This window comes from Natronospira bacteriovora, from assembly GCF_030848495.1.
Taxonomy (GTDB): domain Bacteria; phylum Pseudomonadota; class Gammaproteobacteria; order Natronospirales; family Natronospiraceae; genus Natronospira; species Natronospira bacteriovora.
Window position 1 is genome coordinate 176349 of record NZ_JAVDDT010000004.1, and the last position, 19323, is coordinate 195671.

Consider the following 19323-nt stretch of genomic DNA (forward strand, 5'->3'; position numbering starts at 1 on the left):
GCGACGGTGCGCCAGACAGATCTATCAGCATAGGGCCTTGCGCCGGGCTTTGCATCCGCCGCCGGGATGGTAAGCTGGCCGAAAGCCCACTGGCGTGAGGAGAGCACGGCATGATTCTTCGTGAATGGCGCGGCGTGACGCCGACCTCGAAACGCGATGAGTACCTGGCCTACATGGAAAAAACCGGTATCAAGGCCCATACCGGTCTCAAGGGCAACCATGGCGTCATGGTCATGACCCGCGATCTGCCCAATAACCGCAGTGAGGTCGTCATCCTGACCCTGTGGGAAAGCCGCGAAGCCATCGAGGCCTTTACCGGCGGCCGGGCCGACAAGGCCCGCTATTACACCAAGGAACAGGACTTCCTGGTGGAAATGCCCACCGACGTGATTCATTACGACATTCGCCAGACTGACGGCCTGCCGGGTGGAAGCAGCCGGCCCTAGCAGTATCGGATGGGGTCTGCGGGTGATCGACCCGGGGACGCAATTCGGCAAACAGGGAGTGTTTCGGTGAAGATTCGATGGCCCATCCTCATGGTGTTGCTACTCACGACCAGCCTCGTTCAGGCGGAAGACCGATGCAATGAGCTAATCGAGAGTGAAGCCCGGCGACTGAACCATACCGTGGCCCTGATCCATGAAGGCAGCCGGGCGCGTGCGGCGCACGGTATCGAACTGGAAAAGCCGCGGGACGAATTTCAAGCGGTGACCGACAACTTTCGTCAGCGCATGGCACCCTGTCATGAGGCAGAAACGCACCGCTCGCTGAGCCCCGAGGCATTGAAGGCGCTCTATGAGGCCGCGTTTACGACGAGCTTCTACACCGCCGACCCGGTGGCCGCCGATGTCATGCTCAGCCTGTCCTCCGAGCAGGCACGCCGCGACAACACTCGCGATGAGCCGTCAACTCCGGACGCCTCTCATTTCCAGCAAAGCTGGTGGGCGGCACTGGACGCAAGGCGTTTCGATGAGGCGGCCGAGTTTTACGCTCAGCATCACGAACAGATCGATAATCCCCTCGCTGATGATCATCCACAGAGGGTTTCAGAGACGGAAGCGCATCCGATCCGTTTGCTGCAGACGGATCATGAGGAGGCTGGTATACGCCTTCTGAAAGACGGCGTGGACCTCACGGGCCGCTGGGTTGTCGCATCGGTCAGTACCGCTTGCCATTTTTCCGCCCGCGCCCTGGATTACATTGATGCCCTGGATGCGTCAGACTATCCAGGGGAGCGGCTGCTGCTGGTGAGCGGCCAACGAGGCACGGGTCGGCCCCTCACCGGCATCGCTGACTGGAATCGCGAGGCCACACAGGCGGTGATCGCCATTGCCTGGCAGAACGCCGAGTGGCCGGAGACGGTTGCCTTCAGTGCCACACCGGTCTTCTTCTTCCTCGAAGAAGGCGAGTTGCAGGATCGCCGTCGCGGTTGGCCCAGTGATGAACACGGCGCGGAACTGCTGAAGGATATCCGTGCATTTCTCGGCCGTGATTGAGGCTACGCGACGCGCCTCGCTTCAGCCACTAGGCCGCCGTCGCGCTCTCGCCCCGTTCTAGGCTGCGGTACTGGATGGCTTCACCGATGTGGCCGGCGGCAATGGCTTCGCTGCCGTCCAGGTCGGCCAGGGTGCGGGCCAGGCGCAGGATGCGGTGATAGGCACGGGCTGACAGGCCCAGGCGATCCATGGCCTGTTCCAGCAGGGCACTGCCGTCCGGATCCGGCAGGCAGTGGGCCTCGATCTGGCGGCTGCCCAGGGCGGCATTGGGGCGGCCCTGGCGTGCCATCTGAATGCTGCGGGCCGCCATCACCCGCTCGCGCACCGAGCCGCTGCATTCGCCCCGGGGAGCGTTCGGCCGCAGCAGATCCTTGTCCGGCCGGGGCACCGTGACCTGCAGATCAATCCGGTCCAGCAGGGGCCCGGAAATCTTGTTGCGGTAGCGGCTGACCTGTTCCTCGGTGCAGCGGCAGGCCTTCTTCGGATCGCCCAGATAGCCACAGGGGCAGGGGTTCATGGCCGCCACCAGCTGAAAACGGGCCGGAAAGGTGGCTCGCCGCGCGGCCCGCGAGATATGGATCTCCCCGGTCTCGATGGGCTCGCGCAGCACTTCCAGTACCTTGCGGTCGTACTCGGGCAGTTCATCCAGAAAGAGCACGCCGTGGTGGGCCAGTGAGATCTCGCCGGGCCGCGGCTGTGAGCCGCCACCCACCAGGGCCACCCCCGAACAGGTGTGATGCGGGCTGCGGAAACGGCGAACCTTCCAGCGCGCCGGATCCAGGCCTTCCCCGCTCACCGAGGCCACCGCCGCCGCTTCCAGGGCTTCCTCCTCGCTCATGGGCGGCAGGATGCCCGGCAGGCGCGAGGCCAGCATGCTCTTGCCCGTGCCGGGCGGGCCGATGAAGAGCAGGGAATGCCCCCCGGCCGCGGCCACTTCCAGGGCCCGGCGTGCCTGGTGCTGTCCGCGCACATCGGCCAGATCCGCCATGTCGCTGCCGGGCCGGATGGACTCGCTCCTGGCCCGGGGCAGGGGCTGGTCCCCGATCAGCGCCTCGGTGACGGCCAGCAGGGAGGTGGCCGCGCGGGTATCGGTGCCCGAAGCCAGCGCCGCCTCGGCGCCGTTGTCGTCCGGCACGATCAGTTGCTGCCCGGCACGCCCGGCCGCACAGGCCGCCGGCAGAATGCCCTGCACCGGCCGCAGTTCGCCGGACAGGGACAGTTCGCCGAGAAAGCAGCGACCCTCGATGGCCTCCTCGGGGATCTCGCCGGCCGCGGCCAGAATCCCCAGGGCGATGGCCAGGTCAAAGCGTGCCCCTTCCTTGTGTCAAAAACATCGCTTTTTTGGAATACACAACGATAAATTGGAATGACCCACTTCAGGCTCCTTATCCGCCCCTCAATATCGTTCCACGGGGACGACGACCCGGACAGAGGGGGGTTCGACGGTGTGAGGTCCAACAAGCCCCACCCATAATTTTGGGAATTCCCGCCTACCAGGACCGTTTTTGCGCGCTAGAATAGGTCCATGACGAAGGATCGACTCGCCAAACAGGCCGTGACACGGGCCCTCTGGGAGAGGGTCGGCAGCCCCGTGCGCTCAATCGGCCCCTCGAAGGTCAGCGTCACTGGGCGGGTGGTTACGGAGAAAAATGATCTACCGCAGCCGGTCGAGTCCTCCCTTGAGCAGGATTTCCTGACCCTCCTTGAGGCAAATTCGGATGTTGTTCGCTACAGCGTCCAGCCGCTGACCATGCGCTGGACGGACCGCACTGGACGGCGCCGGGCCTATACCCCGGATGTCCTGGTGGAATACTGCTCCCGGCCCCCGCGTCTTTTCGAGGTTAAGCCAAGGGTGGTACTGCGCCGCGACTGGGACGAGCTCCGACCGCGCTTTCGCCAGGCGATGGCCGTCGCCCGGGCTAGCGGCTGGTATTTCAAGATCGTGACCGACAAGGAGATCCGGACCCCTTACCTCCCCAATGCTCGCTTTCTTCTGCGTTTCCGCCGGCAGCGGATAGATCCGGATCAGACCCAAGGGCTCCGCAGACAGCGCCTCGTGCGGCTCGGTTTGGCCGAGCTGGGTGAATCGACCCCGAGGGGCGTGCTTGAGACGCTCAGCGGCGACATCCAGGAACAAGCGAGGCTTCTTCCCTGGCTCTGGAATGCCGTGCTTGAAGGCTTTGTGGAGGCCGACCTGGATCGGCCGCTGACGATGGCCACCCGCATTCGCAGCCTGGAGACCGAGTTCACCCGCCGGAAACTGGAGGTGTTGTGAGTAATCGCGTTGTCCATGTCGCCAAGGGCGCCGTCGTGAACTCCGGTGGTCGCCGCTACTGCATTCGGGGATTCGTCGACACGACCCGTGTACGGGTGCTGGATCTGGACTCACAGACCGAAAGCGAGCTTCGAATTGCCGATTTGACGGAATCCACCTGTTTCTCCCCGGGTGCGCCAGATCTGGACGAGATGCCCGAGAAGCAGTGGCAAGAGGCCCTGAGGCGCTACGAAGTCATCCGCCCCTTGCTCGATAAGCCGGACCGGACCGCCGCCGATGTCGCAGAGGTGGCGGATCGGGAGGCTGTTTCGAGCACCACGCTATACGGGTGGATGCAGAAGTTCGCCGAGCACGGCGTGGTCACGGCTCTGTTGCGTCAACGACGCAAAGACAGAGGAAGCACCAAACTGGCTGAGAGCGTCGAGGAGGTCATCAAGGGTGTCATCGAAGACTTCCATATGACCAGCCAGCAACGAACGGTGGAACAGAGCTACCGGGAATTGAAAAGGCGCTGTCGCACCCTGGACCTGCCGATCCCGCACAAAAATACCTACTACGATCGGGTGAAAGCCATACCACTGGAAGAAGCCTATCGGCAACGCAAAGGCCGGAATGCCGCGCTCAAGTATCGTGCTCGGCGTGGGAAATTTCCGGATGCCGAGTACCCATACTCTGTGCTCCAAATTGACCACACACAGGTGGATCTCACTGTGGTCGACGAGGAGCTGCGCCGGGCTATCGGGCGGCCCTGGATCACAGTGGCTGTCGATATTTTCAGCCGCTTGATGGCCGGCTATTACATTTCGCTCGATCCGCCAGGCAGTCTCGGCACGGGTATGTGTCTGGCGAACGCCATCCTGCCGAAAGAGCCATTGCTGGAAGAGTTCGGGATCGACGCGCAATGGCCATGCCACGGCTTGCCCCGAGTCATCCATGCCGACAATGCCAAGGAATTTCGTGGGAACACCCTTGGCGAGGCTTGCCGTACCTACGGCATCGACCTCCAGTTCCGAAAGGTCAAAAAGCCGAACTATGGCGGGCATATCGAACGATTGCTCGGCACCTTCATGAAGGAAATTCAGGCGTTGCCTGGCTCGACCTTCTCCAATCCGAAGGCCAAGGGCGACTACGACACTGACCGCCAATCAGCTCTGACCTTGCGCGAGCTTGAAGAATGGCTCCTGCACCTAGCTGTGGGCATGTATCACAACAAGGTGCACAGCCAGCTGGAGACCACGCCGCTCAAGAAATACGAGCAAGGGATCCTTGGAACGGACGAGCAACCGGGCATCGGCTACATCCCGATGGTTCAGGACCCTTTGCGTCTGCGCCTCGACTTCATGCCGATGGAGCGTAAGCCCATTCGATCGAATGGCATCGTCTGGGACTACATCCACTACCAGGCCGATGTGCTCCACCGCTGGATTGAGGCGCGAGAGCCGAACGATCTGAAGCGGAAGCGCCGGTTCGTGTTCCGCCGGGACCCCCGGGACATTTCGCGGGTCTATTTCTACGACCCGGATGCCGAGCAGTATTTCGAGATCCCTTATGCCGACACCCGACATCCCCCGATAACCTTGTGGGAACTGAAGAAAATTCGAGCGACGCTTCGGGAACAGCAGAAGGAGGATATCGACGAAGAGGCTATATTCGACGCTTATCACAACATGAGGAACATAGAAGAGACGGCGAAGCGCAAGACGCGATCGGCACGGCTGAGCCGAAGCCGGCGGATCCATGGCCAGCAGGCCGCGAAAAAGGCGCGAGAAGCGCCCACTAAGCCCGAGAAGCCGAAACTGGAAGCGGTGCGCGCTCTCGACGACATCAAGCCCTTCGACGAAGTAGAGGACCTCTAGGTGGCTCTGGAGCAGGAGAAGCAAGTCGAGCAGCTCGCGCTGCGCAAGCGCGAGCTCTTCCGGCCGTTCTGGATCGGTTACCCCAAGGCAAAGGAGATCCTGGGCATTCTTGAAGATCTGCTCCACCATCCGCAATCGCACCGCATGCCGAACGCAGCGGTGATCGGCGAGACGAACAACGGCAAGACCATGTTGCTTAACCGGTTCTATGACCGGAACACGCCTGAGCCCGATCCCACGGCGGAGCAAACTCAGATTCCGATCCTCAAGCTCCAGACGCCGCCCGCACCCGATGAAAGTCGGCTGTACAACTCCATGCTGGAGAAACTCTACGCGCCAGGCGCTCAGCGTGAGCCGGCGGATTCGAAGCTCTACCGGCTGAAATCACTCCTGTTTAGCCTGGAAACTCGGATGATCATCCTCGACGAGTTCCAGCACGCGGTCGCCGGGACTGGCAATCGCCAGCGCCGGTTCTTGAATGCCGTCAAATACCTCGGAAACGAGCTTGAGGTTCCCATCGTGGTAGCTGGTACGCCGGAGACGCGAAACGCGCTCCAGGCCGACCGGCAGATCGCCAACCGCTTTCAGCCGCTGGACTTGCCCCGCTGGGAGCCGGATGAGCGTTTTCTGCAGCTGCTCGCGACGATCGAGCCGAAGCTCGGGCTCCGCAAGCCCTCGAAGTTGATCCAACCAGCCCTAGCGGACCGGGTTCACCAGGAGACCGACGGGATCATAGGAGAGGTCGTCACATTGCTGCAGCGCCTTGCCGCGCAGGCCATGGAATCCGGTGCCGAGCGGATCGTGCCGGACGATCTCTCGAAGGATTCGCTGAAAAAGATCTATTGGCAGCGTCCCGGCCGGCGCGGGCGGCTGTAGGGGCCATGGACATCGGGCAACGGCTGCTTTTCTTTCGGCCGCGCCCCCAACCGAATGAGCTGCTCACCTCTTGGCTTGTACGCCTAGCTTGGGCGAACAGGCAGAAGCTCGAACCCTTCACGAGAGAGCATTTCGGCCGAGATGCGCTCAAGTGGATGATCGACCTGGACCGCACACCGCCAGTGCGGATGCTTGCGGGACTCAATCGGCTGACCGGGGTGCCTCGCCGGCGGATCTGGGATACGACCCTGCCGGCATACGAGGGTGTGTTGTTCGAGCGAGCTGCTCGCTCTGGCCAGTTGGCCTGGGTGTTACCCATCGGCAAAACAAGTCGGCTCGCCAAACGGCCTTTTACCAGCTACTGCCCGATTTGCCTCGCGACGGACGAGGTGCCGTATTTCCGCCGGGAGTGGCGTCTCGCATGGGCTGTGGCGTGCCCCATCCACGGTTGTCTGATGGTGGATCGTTGCGCTGCGTGCGGGGCGAATGCGGCTTTCCACCAGTGTGACTACGGTCATACCCTCACGCCGCCATTCGACCGATTGCGTGCTTGCTGGCGTTGTGGCCGACCTCTGGGAAACGGTTTCACCCGATCTTGGGCGCCAGCGGACATGTTGTGGCTCGTTCGTGCCCTTGATCAGGCGCTCACGCCCGGTATATCTGCAGTTTCGAATGGAATTCCGTTTCCGATTGGCCATCCGCTTTGCCTATTTGTCGGGCTTCACATCCTTCTGGCTGCGATTTCGTCCAATGCACGCACCATGCTGCTGCTGGAAGGCATGAGATCGCAGGTCGGATGCCCAAATGTGACGATGCCCGATAAGCACGGTCGGCCATTCGAGGAATGGGGCATCCAGGACCGGGCAAACCTGATTCTCTTAGCGGGATGGTTGCTGCGTGACTGGCCTGCACGCTTCATCGCATCGTGCCAGGCTGCAGATGTTATGGGATCGAGCTTCCGTCGTTATCATTGGAAATCGGAATTGCCGTTTTGGTTTGAAATCGCCCTGAAGGAAGGGGTAGACCGACCCTGGTATCGTGTTACAGCGGCTGAAGTCGACGCGGCGCGGGCATATCTTCTCCGCCGCTGGCTGAACCCATCTGACCTCGCCCTGCGCACTCTGGTCGGCCATACGGTATCGAAACCACGGAAATAGAGCTCGTCTGCTAGTAGGACCTAGCCATCCTTTTCCTATCACCACGACACCTCAATTGCCCCCGCACCCGAGGCTCCTCTAGTTCCGTTGTCCAATTGCGCCCAGATCCTGTAAAGACCAGACAGGTTTTGGCCTTGCGGAAAACCAACCTCTCCGTCAGCCATTCCAGACTGCCGAGCCTCACTACTGGCCCGGTATAGCCGAAAAAGTGGCTATATACGACCAGTTTATGTGCTATCCTTAACACGAGCCCATAGTGAAGCCCTCGCAAATGAGCGATCCAGCTTTGTTGCGCCCACAAGAAGCACAGGCGTTTAGCGGTGTTACACGCGCCCAACTCAGGTATTGGCGCCGGTTTCTGATGCCTTTGCAGAAGAAATCTGGGAATAACCCCTCGTTTACCTTGGGGGATGTCCTGGCTCTGCGCGTTGTTCGGCGCGCCATTTCAGAATGTGGGTGCGAAGTCCGGTATTTGGCCACCGCTGGCCAGGCCCTTTTTGCGAAACTAAACGGTCCCAATTGGCCGAGATTAGCGCATTTCCGGCTTTATATTTTCCCAGCAAGTGGGGATGTCTTGTTGGAAAGAGCTAACGAATCGACCTGTCATGATTTTGATAAGCCTGCGATTGTTATCGACCTTCGAGAAGATGTGGTTCGTCTTATAGATATTAGGTTGGGTACACAGAGTGACGAACTGGACTCTTTGCCCGGTGGAATAGAAGAAAAACAAAAATTCGAGAAAGACGGAAAACAGCCCAAAGCTGGCTATTAAATTCTCGAAGGATAATAAGACTATGTCTCTACTCGATATAAAGTCTGAACTTCAGAGCTATGGCGCGCCGGAGTCCGCCGTACGCCTTCTCAGTGAACCGTCATACGATTCGTTGCAGTATCGAGATCTGTTCTCAGGACACTCTGGAACAGAAGATCTGCCGTTACGGCCTAGCGCCGTAATTGAGGCAGGCGGGAGCCCCCTGGTTTTTGTTGTTAGAGAGCCCCTCGCCGTCGGAATTGGAAATCATGGGAAGATCGCGTTGGAGCGGCTCAAGAGTGTCCTCGCTTTTCGCGGTGACAATGCGTACATGGCAGTGCTTAAACCAGGGCAGTTGGATCTATATTCCGTAGATCGACTTAGAACCCTTTCGTTACGCGAAAGCATACAGGCGGGAACGCCGAAAGCCGAAAGCTATATTCTCGATCTGGCGCAAGGTGGTCTAGAGGACAAGGGCGACCATAAGCGACGATCAGCGGATCGCCACTCAATTCACGAGTTGATGTTCAATGTGCTGACGCACGCTACCAAGGAGCTCTTGAGCTCAGAGGGTTTGCGAGATAACAGGGACCAAGTGATATCCCTTGTAGGACGCGCATTGTTTACGCGATTCCTAATCGATCGAGATATATTAAATGAAAAAACGTTTCCATGGCTGTTTCGACAGAATCAAGGGGATGCGACGAGGTGCTTCTCAAACGCGCGGAATGCCGCCAAAACTTGTGCGTGGCTAGATAGGACATTCAACGGCAACCTGCTGCCACTTTGTGAAGGTAAATATAATAAGTTCTTTGGTGCATTTGAAAACGATGGCTCACATCCTATATTCCATGAGCTAACAAAGATCGCTGCACGCGCCGAGGCTAGTGGTCAGCAGCTTTTGGATTGGGGCGATATCAATTTTGCGCATGTTCCTGTGGGCCTGCTTAGCCAAGTGTACGAAGATTACAGTCACCGGTTCTATGGAGACAAAGCTAAAGCGGATAGCGTTCATTACACGCCAAGCTCCGTTGCCAAATATGTAATAGATGAAGCATTTGAAGCGTTGACGACGAGTTCTCCGGCGGATGCAAAAGTTCTTGACCCGGCAGCAGGTGCTGGCGTGTTTTTGACACTAGCCTTTCAGCGATTGATCGCCGAGAATTGGCGAGAAGCTGGCTGCCGACCGACAACTGCAGAGATAAGGCGCATACTTCATGAACAAATCTTCGGGTTTGACAAAAATGGATCTGCGTTACGACTTTCCGCTCTATCGCTGTATTTAACTGCAATAGAGTTGGATCCAGAACCAGGTCCGCCGGAAGATCTGATCTTCCCGAATCTTTTAGGCGAAAATTTACTGACTATAGGCGGTGATGCAGATGACGGCTCTCCCGAAGGGTTGCTCGGAAGTTTGGCGATGCCGATCGATAAAATGCGGAGTCAATTCGACATCGTCGCGGCAAATCCCCCTTGGACGAGCTGGAAAGGAAAACCAGGAAAGGCTGCAAATCAAAGAGTCGACAAGATAATCAACGGAATCATCGAGCGGAGAAGGAGCGTATCTTCGGAAGATGAAATCAAATCGCTATATTCCAATCCGGACTTGGTGCCAGACCTTCCATTTGTATGGCGCTCGATGGAGTGGGCGAAACCCGGCGGCGTACTTTCATTTGTTCTGCACGGTCGATTCCTTTTTAAACAACAGCCAAAACCTGCGGCCGCAAGAGAGGCTATATTCAATGCAGTATCTGTGAAAGGAATACTTAACGGGTCGGAAATTGTTCACTCTGTCTGGGACGGGATGGGTACACCATTTTGCGTACTTCTCGCCACGAATGATCGGCCGAAGCAAGATGAACAATTCTATTATGTCGACCCCGTTCCGAATTCTAGCCCGACAGGCCGAACCCATATTGTCGTGGACTATGAAAATGCAAGGCCTATTCACAGTAAAACGATAATAAATGAACCAACAATCGCCAAGGTGCTATTCACAGGTACGGATTTCGATGCCTCGGTTATCCATAAATTAGAGTCAAGGTTGGTTCTTCCGCAAAACTATGCAGGGGCGAACTGGAGCTCAGTTAATAACTCACCCATGGTATGGTCCAGGTTAGGTGATTATTGGACTGAACGCCTTGGATTGCGACTGAGCCAAGGATATCGCAAGGGGAGTGATAAAGGGCCAGTGCCTCCTGAGCTGCTCCGGTATGCACGGATGTTGGAGAAATCCGATAGCCCTAAGTACAGAATTAGGCATAGCGACCTTCGCAAGTTTAGCTATGAAGAGCTGGAACGAGCGCGAAAGCCAGCCGGCTATAAACTTCCTTTAGCGATCCTAGCGGAAGCACCTGGGGATATAGAGGGGGTAGTGAAAGCGCACTGGGCCGGCGGCTCTGGCATGATTGCCTTTAATGAGTCGTACTTTGGCTTTAGTGGTTATGGCCATGACGATGGAGACGCGTTGACGAAGTATATATTCGTCCTGTCCAATAGCTCGCTCTTCGCTTATTATAATCTAATGACTAGCTCGAGAATTGGTGTAGAGCGAAAGGCATTACTCCTCAGGGAGTTCTCGCAGTTTCCGGTTCCTGAGTTGTCCAGTCTTGATCTAAGAGCGCGTGCGAGAATAATCGCGTTAGCTGACTCCATTTTGAAATATAACCGAATAGATCAACGATCGCTGGATTCATTCGTTTATGAGTTATATGGCATCGACGCATTTGAGGCTCAAGTGGTTAATGAAGCGCTCGAACTACGCTCGCCATATGCTCGCGCAAAGGAGCGAGCTCAGAAGCCTCCGACATCAAAAGAGCTTAATCAGTTTGCGAAGAACCTGGAGGAAGGTCTGAACGAATTCGGTGATGATATGGGGGAGAAGTTCAGCGTAAGATTGGTCGAATCTGGTAGTGAGACGTGGAAATTTATTGGTGTCAAGAGATCCAATGGCGGCCGCACGCGGGAAGAGCCCATTGCAATGCAGTTGCTGAAGGTTATTGCAGAAAACGAAGGCGCAACGCGGGCATTATTACACCAAGCAGGTGACCAGATCGTTGTGGCGATGCGGAATCAGTACCAATATTGGACGCCGACTCGGGCTACCATGAACATCCTGGATCTTCTATCGCATTTTTCTACGGGTGGAAGGGAAGCCAGTAATGGGTGAGAGAGCGTCTATGGCCGCCCTGGGGCGGTCGCAGGGCAACGAGTTGCCACTTGAGGATATCGCGAATCCTTTAATCGTTTCCGCATTATCGGCAGTGGTGTCAGCGTGGAACTACCTTAGAGCCGACCCGAGCCATTCAATGGACATTCTTACGGATGATGAGGCGCATATAACTTATCAGGTCGCCGAGGTACTCGAACATATTCGTCGGGGACGCCTTGGGCCGAGGGGGGCATTTAATGAAAGCAATTTCGAAACACCGACGACTGCAGAGGAACTTAAAAACTACGATGGATCAACGCTGGCAAAGCGGCCAGATATCGTAATCAGACCGAGGAAGTCACCGCCCGGAACAGTCTATTCTCGATATTGGGCCCTTTTCTTCGAAGCTAAAATTATTGCCGACACGAAATTGCTCCGTTACGGGAGTGACGGCATAGTCCGCTTTGTGAAAGGAGATTACGCGTGGGCGATTCGGCAAGGCTTCATGTTGGGTTATATTCGTGAAAATAGGTGGGACGCGGAGTCTGGGTTGGCCACACTTTTTAAAAAAAAGGCAAAAGGTGTAGGTGTTTGGTCTCCAAAACATAATAGAGTCGATTCCTGGGCTCCTAATAGCCAAGTTCATACTTGTCAAACCGTGCATCGGAGGAACTGGAAGTATCCCGAGCAAAACTCTAATCCAGGGGATATTCATTTGATTCACTTGTGGCTAAAGTAGAAAGTCGTTGACTATTGCTTCAGTCAATTTCTAAGATTGCTCAACCCAACAATTTTGTAATCACTGCTGGCGCATTTATCGCGGAGTTAATAGCCGCAGATGAACCCAGTGGCATTCTTTGCGATCGAACTGGCGGCCCTTTTCACCCATATCCACTGCTAGATGCTCGGCGTCATCTGTGGGGGGGAGGTATTACCGGATCACCTGTACAGTCGAGAACGTCTGGAAGTTCCGGGGCTGTATACTCTTCGTCAGCCTGCAGGCAATTGATGAAGTATGAGCTACCTTGGGTCCACAAGCCTCCGTAATTGAAAGATGGGAACGCGAGCATCATTCGCTCGTAAGCGTAGCGCGCCATTCCTCGCATCATTAGATCTTTCTTCATAGGGCTTCTCTCTTTGCACGCAGGCTTCCGTGACTCCGAGGTCCTTCCTACTACCTCCAGGCTGGCTGAGATGAACAGTATTTAGTCGCACGCCGAGCTGGTCGACCGAGGCTCATATCCCGGTGCGTGTCGGCCCATGGTACGACACAGCGCTCGCCGGCTCATGGATGGGCACGTGAAATTCACCCGGAAGACCTTGACTTCGTGTCCGCAGCACACTATCGTTAGTGTTCAATGGACACGAATGGTCTGAGCGCATGTATCAATACGAATACCCGCATTTCGCTATTGCGACCGACGTCGCGCTATTTACGCTTCTGGGTGATGAGCTGAAGCTACTCCTGATTCGGAGGCGAGGAGCACCGTTCAAAGGCTCTTGGGCGCTTCCAGGAGGCTTTTTGAGGACAGACGACGCCACCCTAGAAGAGTGTGCCGCACGGGAATTGAGCGAAGAAGCTGGGGTTTCCGGGTTTTTCCTGGAGCAGCTCTATACTTTCGGTGATCAGGGCCGGGATCCACGGGAGCGGGTGATCAGTGTGGCCTACTACGCGCTAGTACCCGGGGAAGGCCTTACTCTCACCGCCCGGACCGATGCGGACGCAGCCGCCTGGTTCCCTGCAGATGCTCTTCCTGAGCTCGCATTCGACCATGCCCAGATCATCCAGCTGGCGCGCCAGCGTCTCGCGTCCAAGCTCGACTATTCCACGGTCGCTTTTCAGTTCCTTCCCGACGAATTCGCCTTGTCCGATCTCCAGCGGGTCTACGAGGCGGTCAAGGGGGAGCAGCTCGATAAGCGCAATTTCAGGAAATTCATACTCGGCCTCGGGCTTGTGGAGCCGACGGGAAATGAGCGCCGAGGAGGTCCCAGCCGGCCGGCCAAGCTATATCGAGCAAAAACCGGCCACCGTCTGGAATATTTCCGCTAGCAACGAGGAGGGCGGAATCATGTTAATTCGTTACTTCAAGGGCGATCCGAGCCACCATGTGATCGCAGTCAGGAACGGGAAAACCATTAGAGAAGGCGTTGGCGCGTCTTTCTTCTATCTTCCGCACACTACGAACCTGATCGTTGTCCCTGTTTCGAGCCGAGATGCCCAATTCGTGATCCAGGAAAGCACCTCGGACTACCAGGATGTGACGGTTCAGGGCAGTCTCACCTACCGTATTACCGAGCCTTCCAAGGCCGCCAAAGCGCTGGATTTTACATTCGATCCAGCCTCTGGCGAGTACAAATCCAATGATCTCGAGAAACTGCAGGTGCGCATAGTGAACGCACTGCAATCGCGTGCGCGACCGACCCTGAGACAGCTGTCCCTGGAAGAATCCTTGCGGATCGCATCCCAGCTATCGTCAGAACTCACCGAAAATCTGCGTGCTGACGGCGCCCTGTCCGAGCTCGGCATCCATGTCGAAAGCGTTTATGTGGTGAGAATTACGGCAACACCCGAGATGAAAAAGGCACTTGAGGCCGATTTCCGAGAATCCTTGAATCGCAGAGCTGACCAGGCGATCTACGCTCGACGCGCGGCGGCCGTTGAAGAAGAGCGCAAGCTGCGTGAGGCCGAGCTGGATACTGACATTCAAGTCGAGAACCGCCGTGAATCGTTGGTCGAATCAGAATCCAAGAACAAGCTTCGGGTTGCAGAAGCCGATGCGGAGGCTGATAAGCTGCGGCTCTCACCGTATCTCGAGACCGCTCCCTCTACACTGGCGATGGTGGCATTCCGGGACTGGGCGGCCACAAATCCAAATATCGGCCAGCTGAATTTGACGCCCGAGGTCCTCACGGCAGTTTCGAACTGGATCGGGCACTCCCAGACCCAGTCTGAAAAGCGGGCTGAGTGATGGGTATTGACCGGGTTGTCCTTGTGACGAAGCGCACCACCCTCGAAGAGTTGGTGGTGCGCTTCCAGACGCGTGCTCAGGCAGAGTTCTACCTGACCCAGGCGGGTGAGTCGTTCGCGCCGATCGTCGAAGAGCACGATGCGTACCATCAGCTGATTAGCGAACTGCGCAAACAAATCCCGGGAACACTGAAATACCATCAGATTGACCGGGATCTTCTGCCTCAATACCAGTTTCGCACCTCAGATCTCGTCGTCACGCTTGGGCCGGACGGTCTGGTGGTCAATACCGCAAAGTATCTGGATGGCCAACCGGTTATCCCCGTCAATCCGGACCCGGAGCGGATTGACGGCATTTTGTGCCCGGTTACGAATTCAGAGTTTGGGACGGTCTTCACGCAGACATTGGCAGAGAGGGGAAACCTGAAGCGTGTGACGATGGCTGAAGCTCGCCTTAGCGATGGCCAGCGCCTCCTTGCGGTGAATGATCTATTCATTGGGTCCAAGAGCCATGTGTCTGCCCGATATCGTCTCTCCTATGGAGGCCAGGCGGAATTCCAGTCGTCGAGCGGCGTTATTGTTTCCACAGGCGCCGGTTCGACGGGCTGGATGCGCTCTATCCATGCGAGTGCGCTGGCTGTTGCCGGCGCTCTGGATTCTGGTATTTCTGCCGGCATGCCAAAACCGCTTCCCTGGGACACTCAGGAGCTCCTATTCGCCGTCAGGGAGCCATTTCCAGGCGTGGGATGTGGGACCGAGCTTGTTTACGGTCGAGCCTCTGACGAGGTCCCGTTGAGCGTCGTGTCGATGATGCCGCGGAATGGAGTGATTTTCAGCGATGGGATAGAGGCGGATTTTCTTGAGTTCAACTCAGGTGCCGTCGCGGAGATCACCTTGGCCGATAGGACACTATTGCTCTCCGTCTAGCCCGCCTAAGTAACTTCCCCGTTTCAGATGTAAATTCTTGGCCATGGCAACTTCCAGGCGATGACTGCGGACTGTTAGCCGGACCCATAGGAGGGTGCCGTCCCGCTTGAGCAGCCCGCCGGCGGCTGCGTCGGTGACGACAAGATCAGAATACAAAAGAAGTCAGCGCAAGGATGTAGGACAAGTCTGATCATGCCTGTCCGACCGCGTTGGTTCGTCGATCCAAACGGCGATGGATCACTGTCATGCCGCTTGCAACGGCTTGCTCGTCGCCAAGGGGGTATGGCAATGGCTGGAGCCTTTCGGAGGTTTACCGTCGCGGTGGTTGCGAAACGGCGGTGAACCATCGATATTTGGACCAGGCGATTCGGCATCGAGCAGCACTATGCGACTAACGATATGGCAGGTTCTTGCCTTCCCAGCTCTAGTGTTCTGCACATTGGCCTACGGAGATGTGCGGATTGCGTCCTGGAATATCGAAAACCTAGGCTGGAATAACGACAAATCCCTCCATGCCGTCGCGCGTGTCGCCTCCCAGTACGATTTTTTGGCCATTCAGGAACTAATGCGACCGGAGGCGGCCGAGGCGCTCGCGGACAAGCTGTCTGATAAGACAGGGGAACCTTGGGAAGCGATTTATTCGGAATCTCTAGGTCGAGGAACTTATCAGGAGCATTACGCGTTCCTGTGGCGTCAGCAGGCGGTTGAGTATGTGGATGGGGCGGTTGTCTACCTTGACGACCGCGATTTGTTCGCTCGAGAGCCGTTTTCGGCACGGTTTCGGGTCCGTGAGACCGACATGGTGTTTGCTGCGGCGACCATCCATGTGTTGTACGGAGACCGGGTAAGTGATCGGACACCTGAAGTCCAGGCCCTGGCTGACTATTGGCGTTGGCTTGAGGAAATATACCCAGAAGACCGCGACCGGATTCTTCTGTTGGGGGATTTCAACCTCCCGCCGGATCACTCAGCGTGGAGCCCGATGCTTGAACTGGCTGAACCGTTGATAACAGAAGGCGCGACCACCTTGTCGCCTCAAGATCGCCACTACGCCAATCTCTACGACAACATCTTGCTACCCCTGGAGCACGGCTTCGGGATCATCGCAGCCGGGATCGATGCATTTCCCGAGAGTCTGACCGACACTGGCGAGCGGTATTGGAGCCACCAGGCGGCTCGCAACCATGTTTCCGACCATGCCCCCGTTTACCTTCTTGTCGGCTCGGTAGAAGCCCGAGCTATGCGGTCGGGGCCCTTAAGAGTACCAAATTGGCAACGTGGGGTTGCAGTTGAACAGGGAAAGCTCAGTGAAGAAGTCTGTATAGACCTGAATACCGCCTCTACCGAAGAACTTCAGCGGATCCCTCACATTGGACCCGAACGGGCAAAGGAGCTGGTCCATGGGCGGCCATGGTCGGAGCTTTCTGAGGTGAAGCGTGTCCCGGGTATCGGGCCAACACGCCTGAACGAGATACGATCATCAGCGCTAGTGTGCGAATGACCCAGGCGAGCAGCAATTTCACCCAGCACAATGGCTAGCAATACTCTGCCTTCAACTTCACCGAAAACTAACAAGTTACACATATCTCCATGGGCTTTTCGATTGCATATGAATCGATGGCTATAGCCAAGCGTTGCGGAAATCATCTGTTTATACGGCCTCGTCAAAACTCGGTATCTATTCCCTCAGGCGTGGCCACAAATGATGTTCTGAAAGCAACTTTGTGAAAACTTATGCCAGTTGAGCTATCCTGGCGTGGTGGCTAGTAAAAATAACTCGGTCATCGAGGTGTCTCAAGAGATTGAAGGTGCCCTCTCGTCGGGCCGCTGCCAATAGAAGAGTTGGGCTTTATAAAACCTCGCAGAGAATTTTTTCTCGCATAAGTGCTATCTAGCTCATCCCCCTTTAGATTCTTGAATGAGCTAGGCTGAGGCTTGCTTGAGCCGAAACAACTATAGGAGGGTCGCAAGATGGAAACATGGGCAGACTATGGGATATCCGAAGTGCATTATGATCGCAATGGCCAGTACATTGACAAAGTTAAAGTGCATAAAGACCTTGGAGAGGAATTTGGCAAACATGAAGAGTGGGCTCGAAAAGATGTGCTAGCAAAGATCGATGACGGAAAGACCTTTGTCACCATACTCTCCAATGATGATGGATGGTATGAGGGAGAAAAGGTGCAGCCCATGAGCGTGGGCCAGCGGCGATTTCTACGAACGGACGCAAATGATCAAGCGAATGACAACTTGGGCAACCTGCCGGAATTCTAGGTTGGAGCGCTCCTGTGTTTCTATGCCATTAGCATATAGACGCCAACATTCATCAAATGGCGGGATGCCGAAGGGGGTAGGCAACTATTCGTTGATAGCAGAGAGGTCAAAACACACATGGTAATACCGGCCCCCATTTTTAGCAGCGCTCAAAGTAGAGCCTAATCGACCAGGGCCGCCTTCATCTTCGGGCTCATTCGACTGAGCCCCATATTGGGTCGCTCATTGTTATTGGTCTTAATAGATTTCCTTTAAGATATGTGCTAGTTCTTTTTTGTTCTTCAGTTCAAGTTGCTGGACTTTAGGCTTGGCACTCCATCCGCTCTCCTCCAAGCCCAATCTATTGAATAGATAGAAAACGAGCGCGCCTCGAATATTTACCGCGATTTCGCCGTTCACCATTTCATAGTCCATTTGGAGCGCTTTCCTTTGTCCTTCCTCCAAGCCAGGGTGAGGACCAAGGCGTACGGTGACAAACTCGTGCCAAAGCCAGTCATCCTCACCTGTAATCGAAGTTGGACTTGTCTCTCCCGTTTCAGATATTCGTGTTAGCACAAAGTCCCTATACTGATCTCGATTTATTGAATATGCCCTCACATGCCAGCGAAGACCGTCCCAGGCAAGACCGTGTGGGACAATCCATCTCCAAGAATCTCCGCTGTTCAATGAGAAATAACGGATATGGAGTGCTTTTGACTCTCGTATTGCCCGCAAGATTTCTCTAAGGACGGAGCTATCGACAATCCGTTGCGGCAGCGAAACAAGCCCGTTAGGCGCTGCCGAACCAATAAAAGATGAGGACGAATCCACATAAGCGGCCCAGTTGGCGATCAGCTCGTGCAGGTACTCTTCCGCGTTGCCGGAGGTAAGTTTGGGCTTGAATAGAGATGTAGGTCGGTAAGTCCGCTCGCTTGGATCGTACGCGACGCCCTCGCCTTGAATCTCGGAATACTCCCGAAGGTCGTTCGTCGCCTGCTGCGCGGAGATGTTGAAGAAATTCCGAATGTCCCGCCGATTAACTCTCCGTTCCCACAGCAACCGGAACTCGATGAAAGCCAGTCTCCGGCGTTGGCCCCAATTGTGGCGGGCTCTGGCGTCCTCTTTTGGGCCTGTCATCCCATTCTCCATTGTAAAATAATAGTGAACCCACAAAAACTTGACTGAACCATATTAACTGGTCTAGTGTGAATGATAGCCCAATAAAGGGTTTGTTTGCACGGAAAACCACGAAGGAGCACTACCAATGGAGCGTGAAGTTACACGAACGAGAAAAGACAAGTCCGACGGGACCATTACGGCGCTTTGCCGCCCGGGCGCGCCCTGGAGCCCACGAAACGCTGCAGGCGCGATCAGTGACATCGACAGCGGCACCGTCAAGTACACAGCGGTTGGCCCGCGTGGAAACCGGGCGAGTATCAAAGTTGTTGACGGGCCCAACGGCAAGTATCTGCGGACCGATTGGGACTCAACACCGAGGAATAATCTGCTGGAACTGCCGGATTGCTGATTGGGGCTGACAGCAAGTAGCAACGAGGCACTGAACAATGCCCAATCCGAATTCAAAACATGAATCCCGCGGGAAGCAGCGAATA

At 56.2% G+C, this 19323-nt stretch carries 16 protein-coding genes and 1 pseudogene; 15 read left to right on the forward strand and 2 right to left on the reverse strand.

Annotation, left to right across the window (positions count from 1 at the left end):
- The first annotated feature begins 110 nt into the window (after nucleotides 1-110).
- Nucleotides 111-446 carry an ABM domain-containing protein gene (locus RBH19_RS08005; RefSeq protein WP_306728308.1) on the forward strand — a complete coding sequence of 112 codons (336 nt, stop codon included), beginning with the start codon at nucleotides 111-113 and terminating at the stop codon, nucleotides 444-446.
- 66 nt (nucleotides 447-512) lie between these two features.
- A complete protein-coding gene (locus RBH19_RS08010; protein WP_306728309.1) occupies nucleotides 513-1496 on the forward strand; it encodes a hypothetical protein in 984 nt (327 codons plus the stop codon).
- A gap of 28 nt (nucleotides 1497-1524) precedes the next feature.
- Here the strand turns inward: RBH19_RS08010 and RBH19_RS08015 are convergent.
- Nucleotides 1525-2805 (reverse strand): annotated as a pseudogene (locus tag RBH19_RS08015) (YifB family Mg chelatase-like AAA ATPase); the annotation flags it as partial.
- A gap of 216 nt (nucleotides 2806-3021) precedes the next feature.
- Here RBH19_RS08015 and RBH19_RS08020 point away from each other — a divergent pair.
- From RBH19_RS08020 to RBH19_RS08075, 12 genes are all read left to right on the forward strand, one after another.
- Nucleotides 3022-3771, forward strand: coding sequence for a TnsA endonuclease N-terminal domain-containing protein (locus RBH19_RS08020; RefSeq protein WP_306728310.1), 750 nt, complete (start codon nucleotides 3022-3024; stop codon nucleotides 3769-3771).
- Nucleotides 3768-5627: a TnsB C-terminal domain-containing protein gene (locus tag RBH19_RS08025; RefSeq protein ID WP_306728311.1), complete on the forward strand. Its 1860-nt coding sequence runs from the start codon at nucleotides 3768-3770 to the stop codon at nucleotides 5625-5627. The genes RBH19_RS08020 and RBH19_RS08025 overlap by 4 nt, the downstream gene beginning before the upstream one ends.
- On the forward strand, nucleotides 5628-6503 hold the full coding sequence (locus tag RBH19_RS08030) for a TniB family NTP-binding protein (protein WP_306728312.1): 876 nt from the start codon (nucleotides 5628-5630) through the stop codon (nucleotides 6501-6503).
- 5 nt (nucleotides 6504-6508) lie between these two features.
- Nucleotides 6509-7660, forward strand: coding sequence for a TniQ family protein (locus tag RBH19_RS13675; RefSeq protein WP_510184479.1), 1152 nt, complete (start codon nucleotides 6509-6511; stop codon nucleotides 7658-7660).
- A 271-nt stretch (nucleotides 7661-7931) separates the two neighbouring features.
- Nucleotides 7932-8432: a MerR family transcriptional regulator gene (locus RBH19_RS08040; protein WP_306728314.1), complete on the forward strand. Its 501-nt coding sequence runs from the start codon at nucleotides 7932-7934 to the stop codon at nucleotides 8430-8432.
- Between the two features lie 22 nt (nucleotides 8433-8454).
- A complete protein-coding gene (locus RBH19_RS08045) occupies nucleotides 8455-11580 on the forward strand; it encodes an HsdM family class I SAM-dependent methyltransferase (RefSeq protein ID WP_306728315.1) in 3126 nt (1041 codons plus the stop codon).
- Entirely contained in the window at nucleotides 11573-12301 is a 729-nt protein-coding gene (locus tag RBH19_RS08050) for a hypothetical protein (RefSeq protein WP_306728316.1), read from the forward strand. The genes RBH19_RS08045 and RBH19_RS08050 overlap by 8 nt, the downstream gene beginning before the upstream one ends.
- Nucleotides 12302-12943: 642 nt before the next feature.
- Entirely contained in the window at nucleotides 12944-13612 is a 669-nt protein-coding gene (locus RBH19_RS08055; RefSeq protein WP_306728317.1) for an NUDIX hydrolase, read from the forward strand.
- The gene (locus RBH19_RS08060) at nucleotides 13533-14531 is read left to right on the forward strand and encodes an SPFH domain-containing protein (RefSeq protein WP_306728318.1); all 999 of its coding nucleotides are present in this window, start codon (nucleotides 13533-13535) and stop codon (nucleotides 14529-14531) included. The genes RBH19_RS08055 and RBH19_RS08060 overlap by 80 nt, the downstream gene beginning before the upstream one ends.
- On the forward strand, nucleotides 14531-15457 hold the full coding sequence (locus RBH19_RS08065) for a diacylglycerol kinase catalytic domain-containing protein (RefSeq protein WP_445353972.1): 927 nt from the start codon (nucleotides 14531-14533) through the stop codon (nucleotides 15455-15457). The genes RBH19_RS08060 and RBH19_RS08065 overlap by 1 nt, the downstream gene beginning before the upstream one ends.
- A gap of 385 nt (nucleotides 15458-15842) precedes the next feature.
- Nucleotides 15843-16958, forward strand: a complete 1116-nt coding sequence (locus RBH19_RS08070) for a helix-hairpin-helix domain-containing protein (protein WP_306728320.1) — start codon at nucleotides 15843-15845, stop codon at nucleotides 16956-16958.
- Between the two features lie 470 nt (nucleotides 16959-17428).
- Entirely contained in the window at nucleotides 17429-17731 is a 303-nt protein-coding gene (locus tag RBH19_RS08075) for a DUF3892 domain-containing protein (RefSeq protein ID WP_306728321.1), read from the forward strand.
- Nucleotides 17732-17968: 237 nt separating this feature from the next.
- On the opposite strand, the gene RBH19_RS08080 is transcribed toward RBH19_RS08075, so the two are convergent.
- Nucleotides 17969-18847, reverse strand: coding sequence for a BrxR family helix-turn-helix transcriptional regulator (locus RBH19_RS08080; protein WP_306728322.1), 879 nt, complete (start codon nucleotides 18845-18847; stop codon nucleotides 17969-17971).
- A 127-nt stretch (nucleotides 18848-18974) separates the two neighbouring features.
- Between RBH19_RS08080 and RBH19_RS08085 the strand changes: the two genes are divergently transcribed.
- A complete protein-coding gene (locus tag RBH19_RS08085) occupies nucleotides 18975-19238 on the forward strand; it encodes a DUF3892 domain-containing protein (RefSeq protein WP_306728323.1) in 264 nt (87 codons plus the stop codon).
- Nucleotides 19239-19323 lie beyond the last annotated feature (85 nt).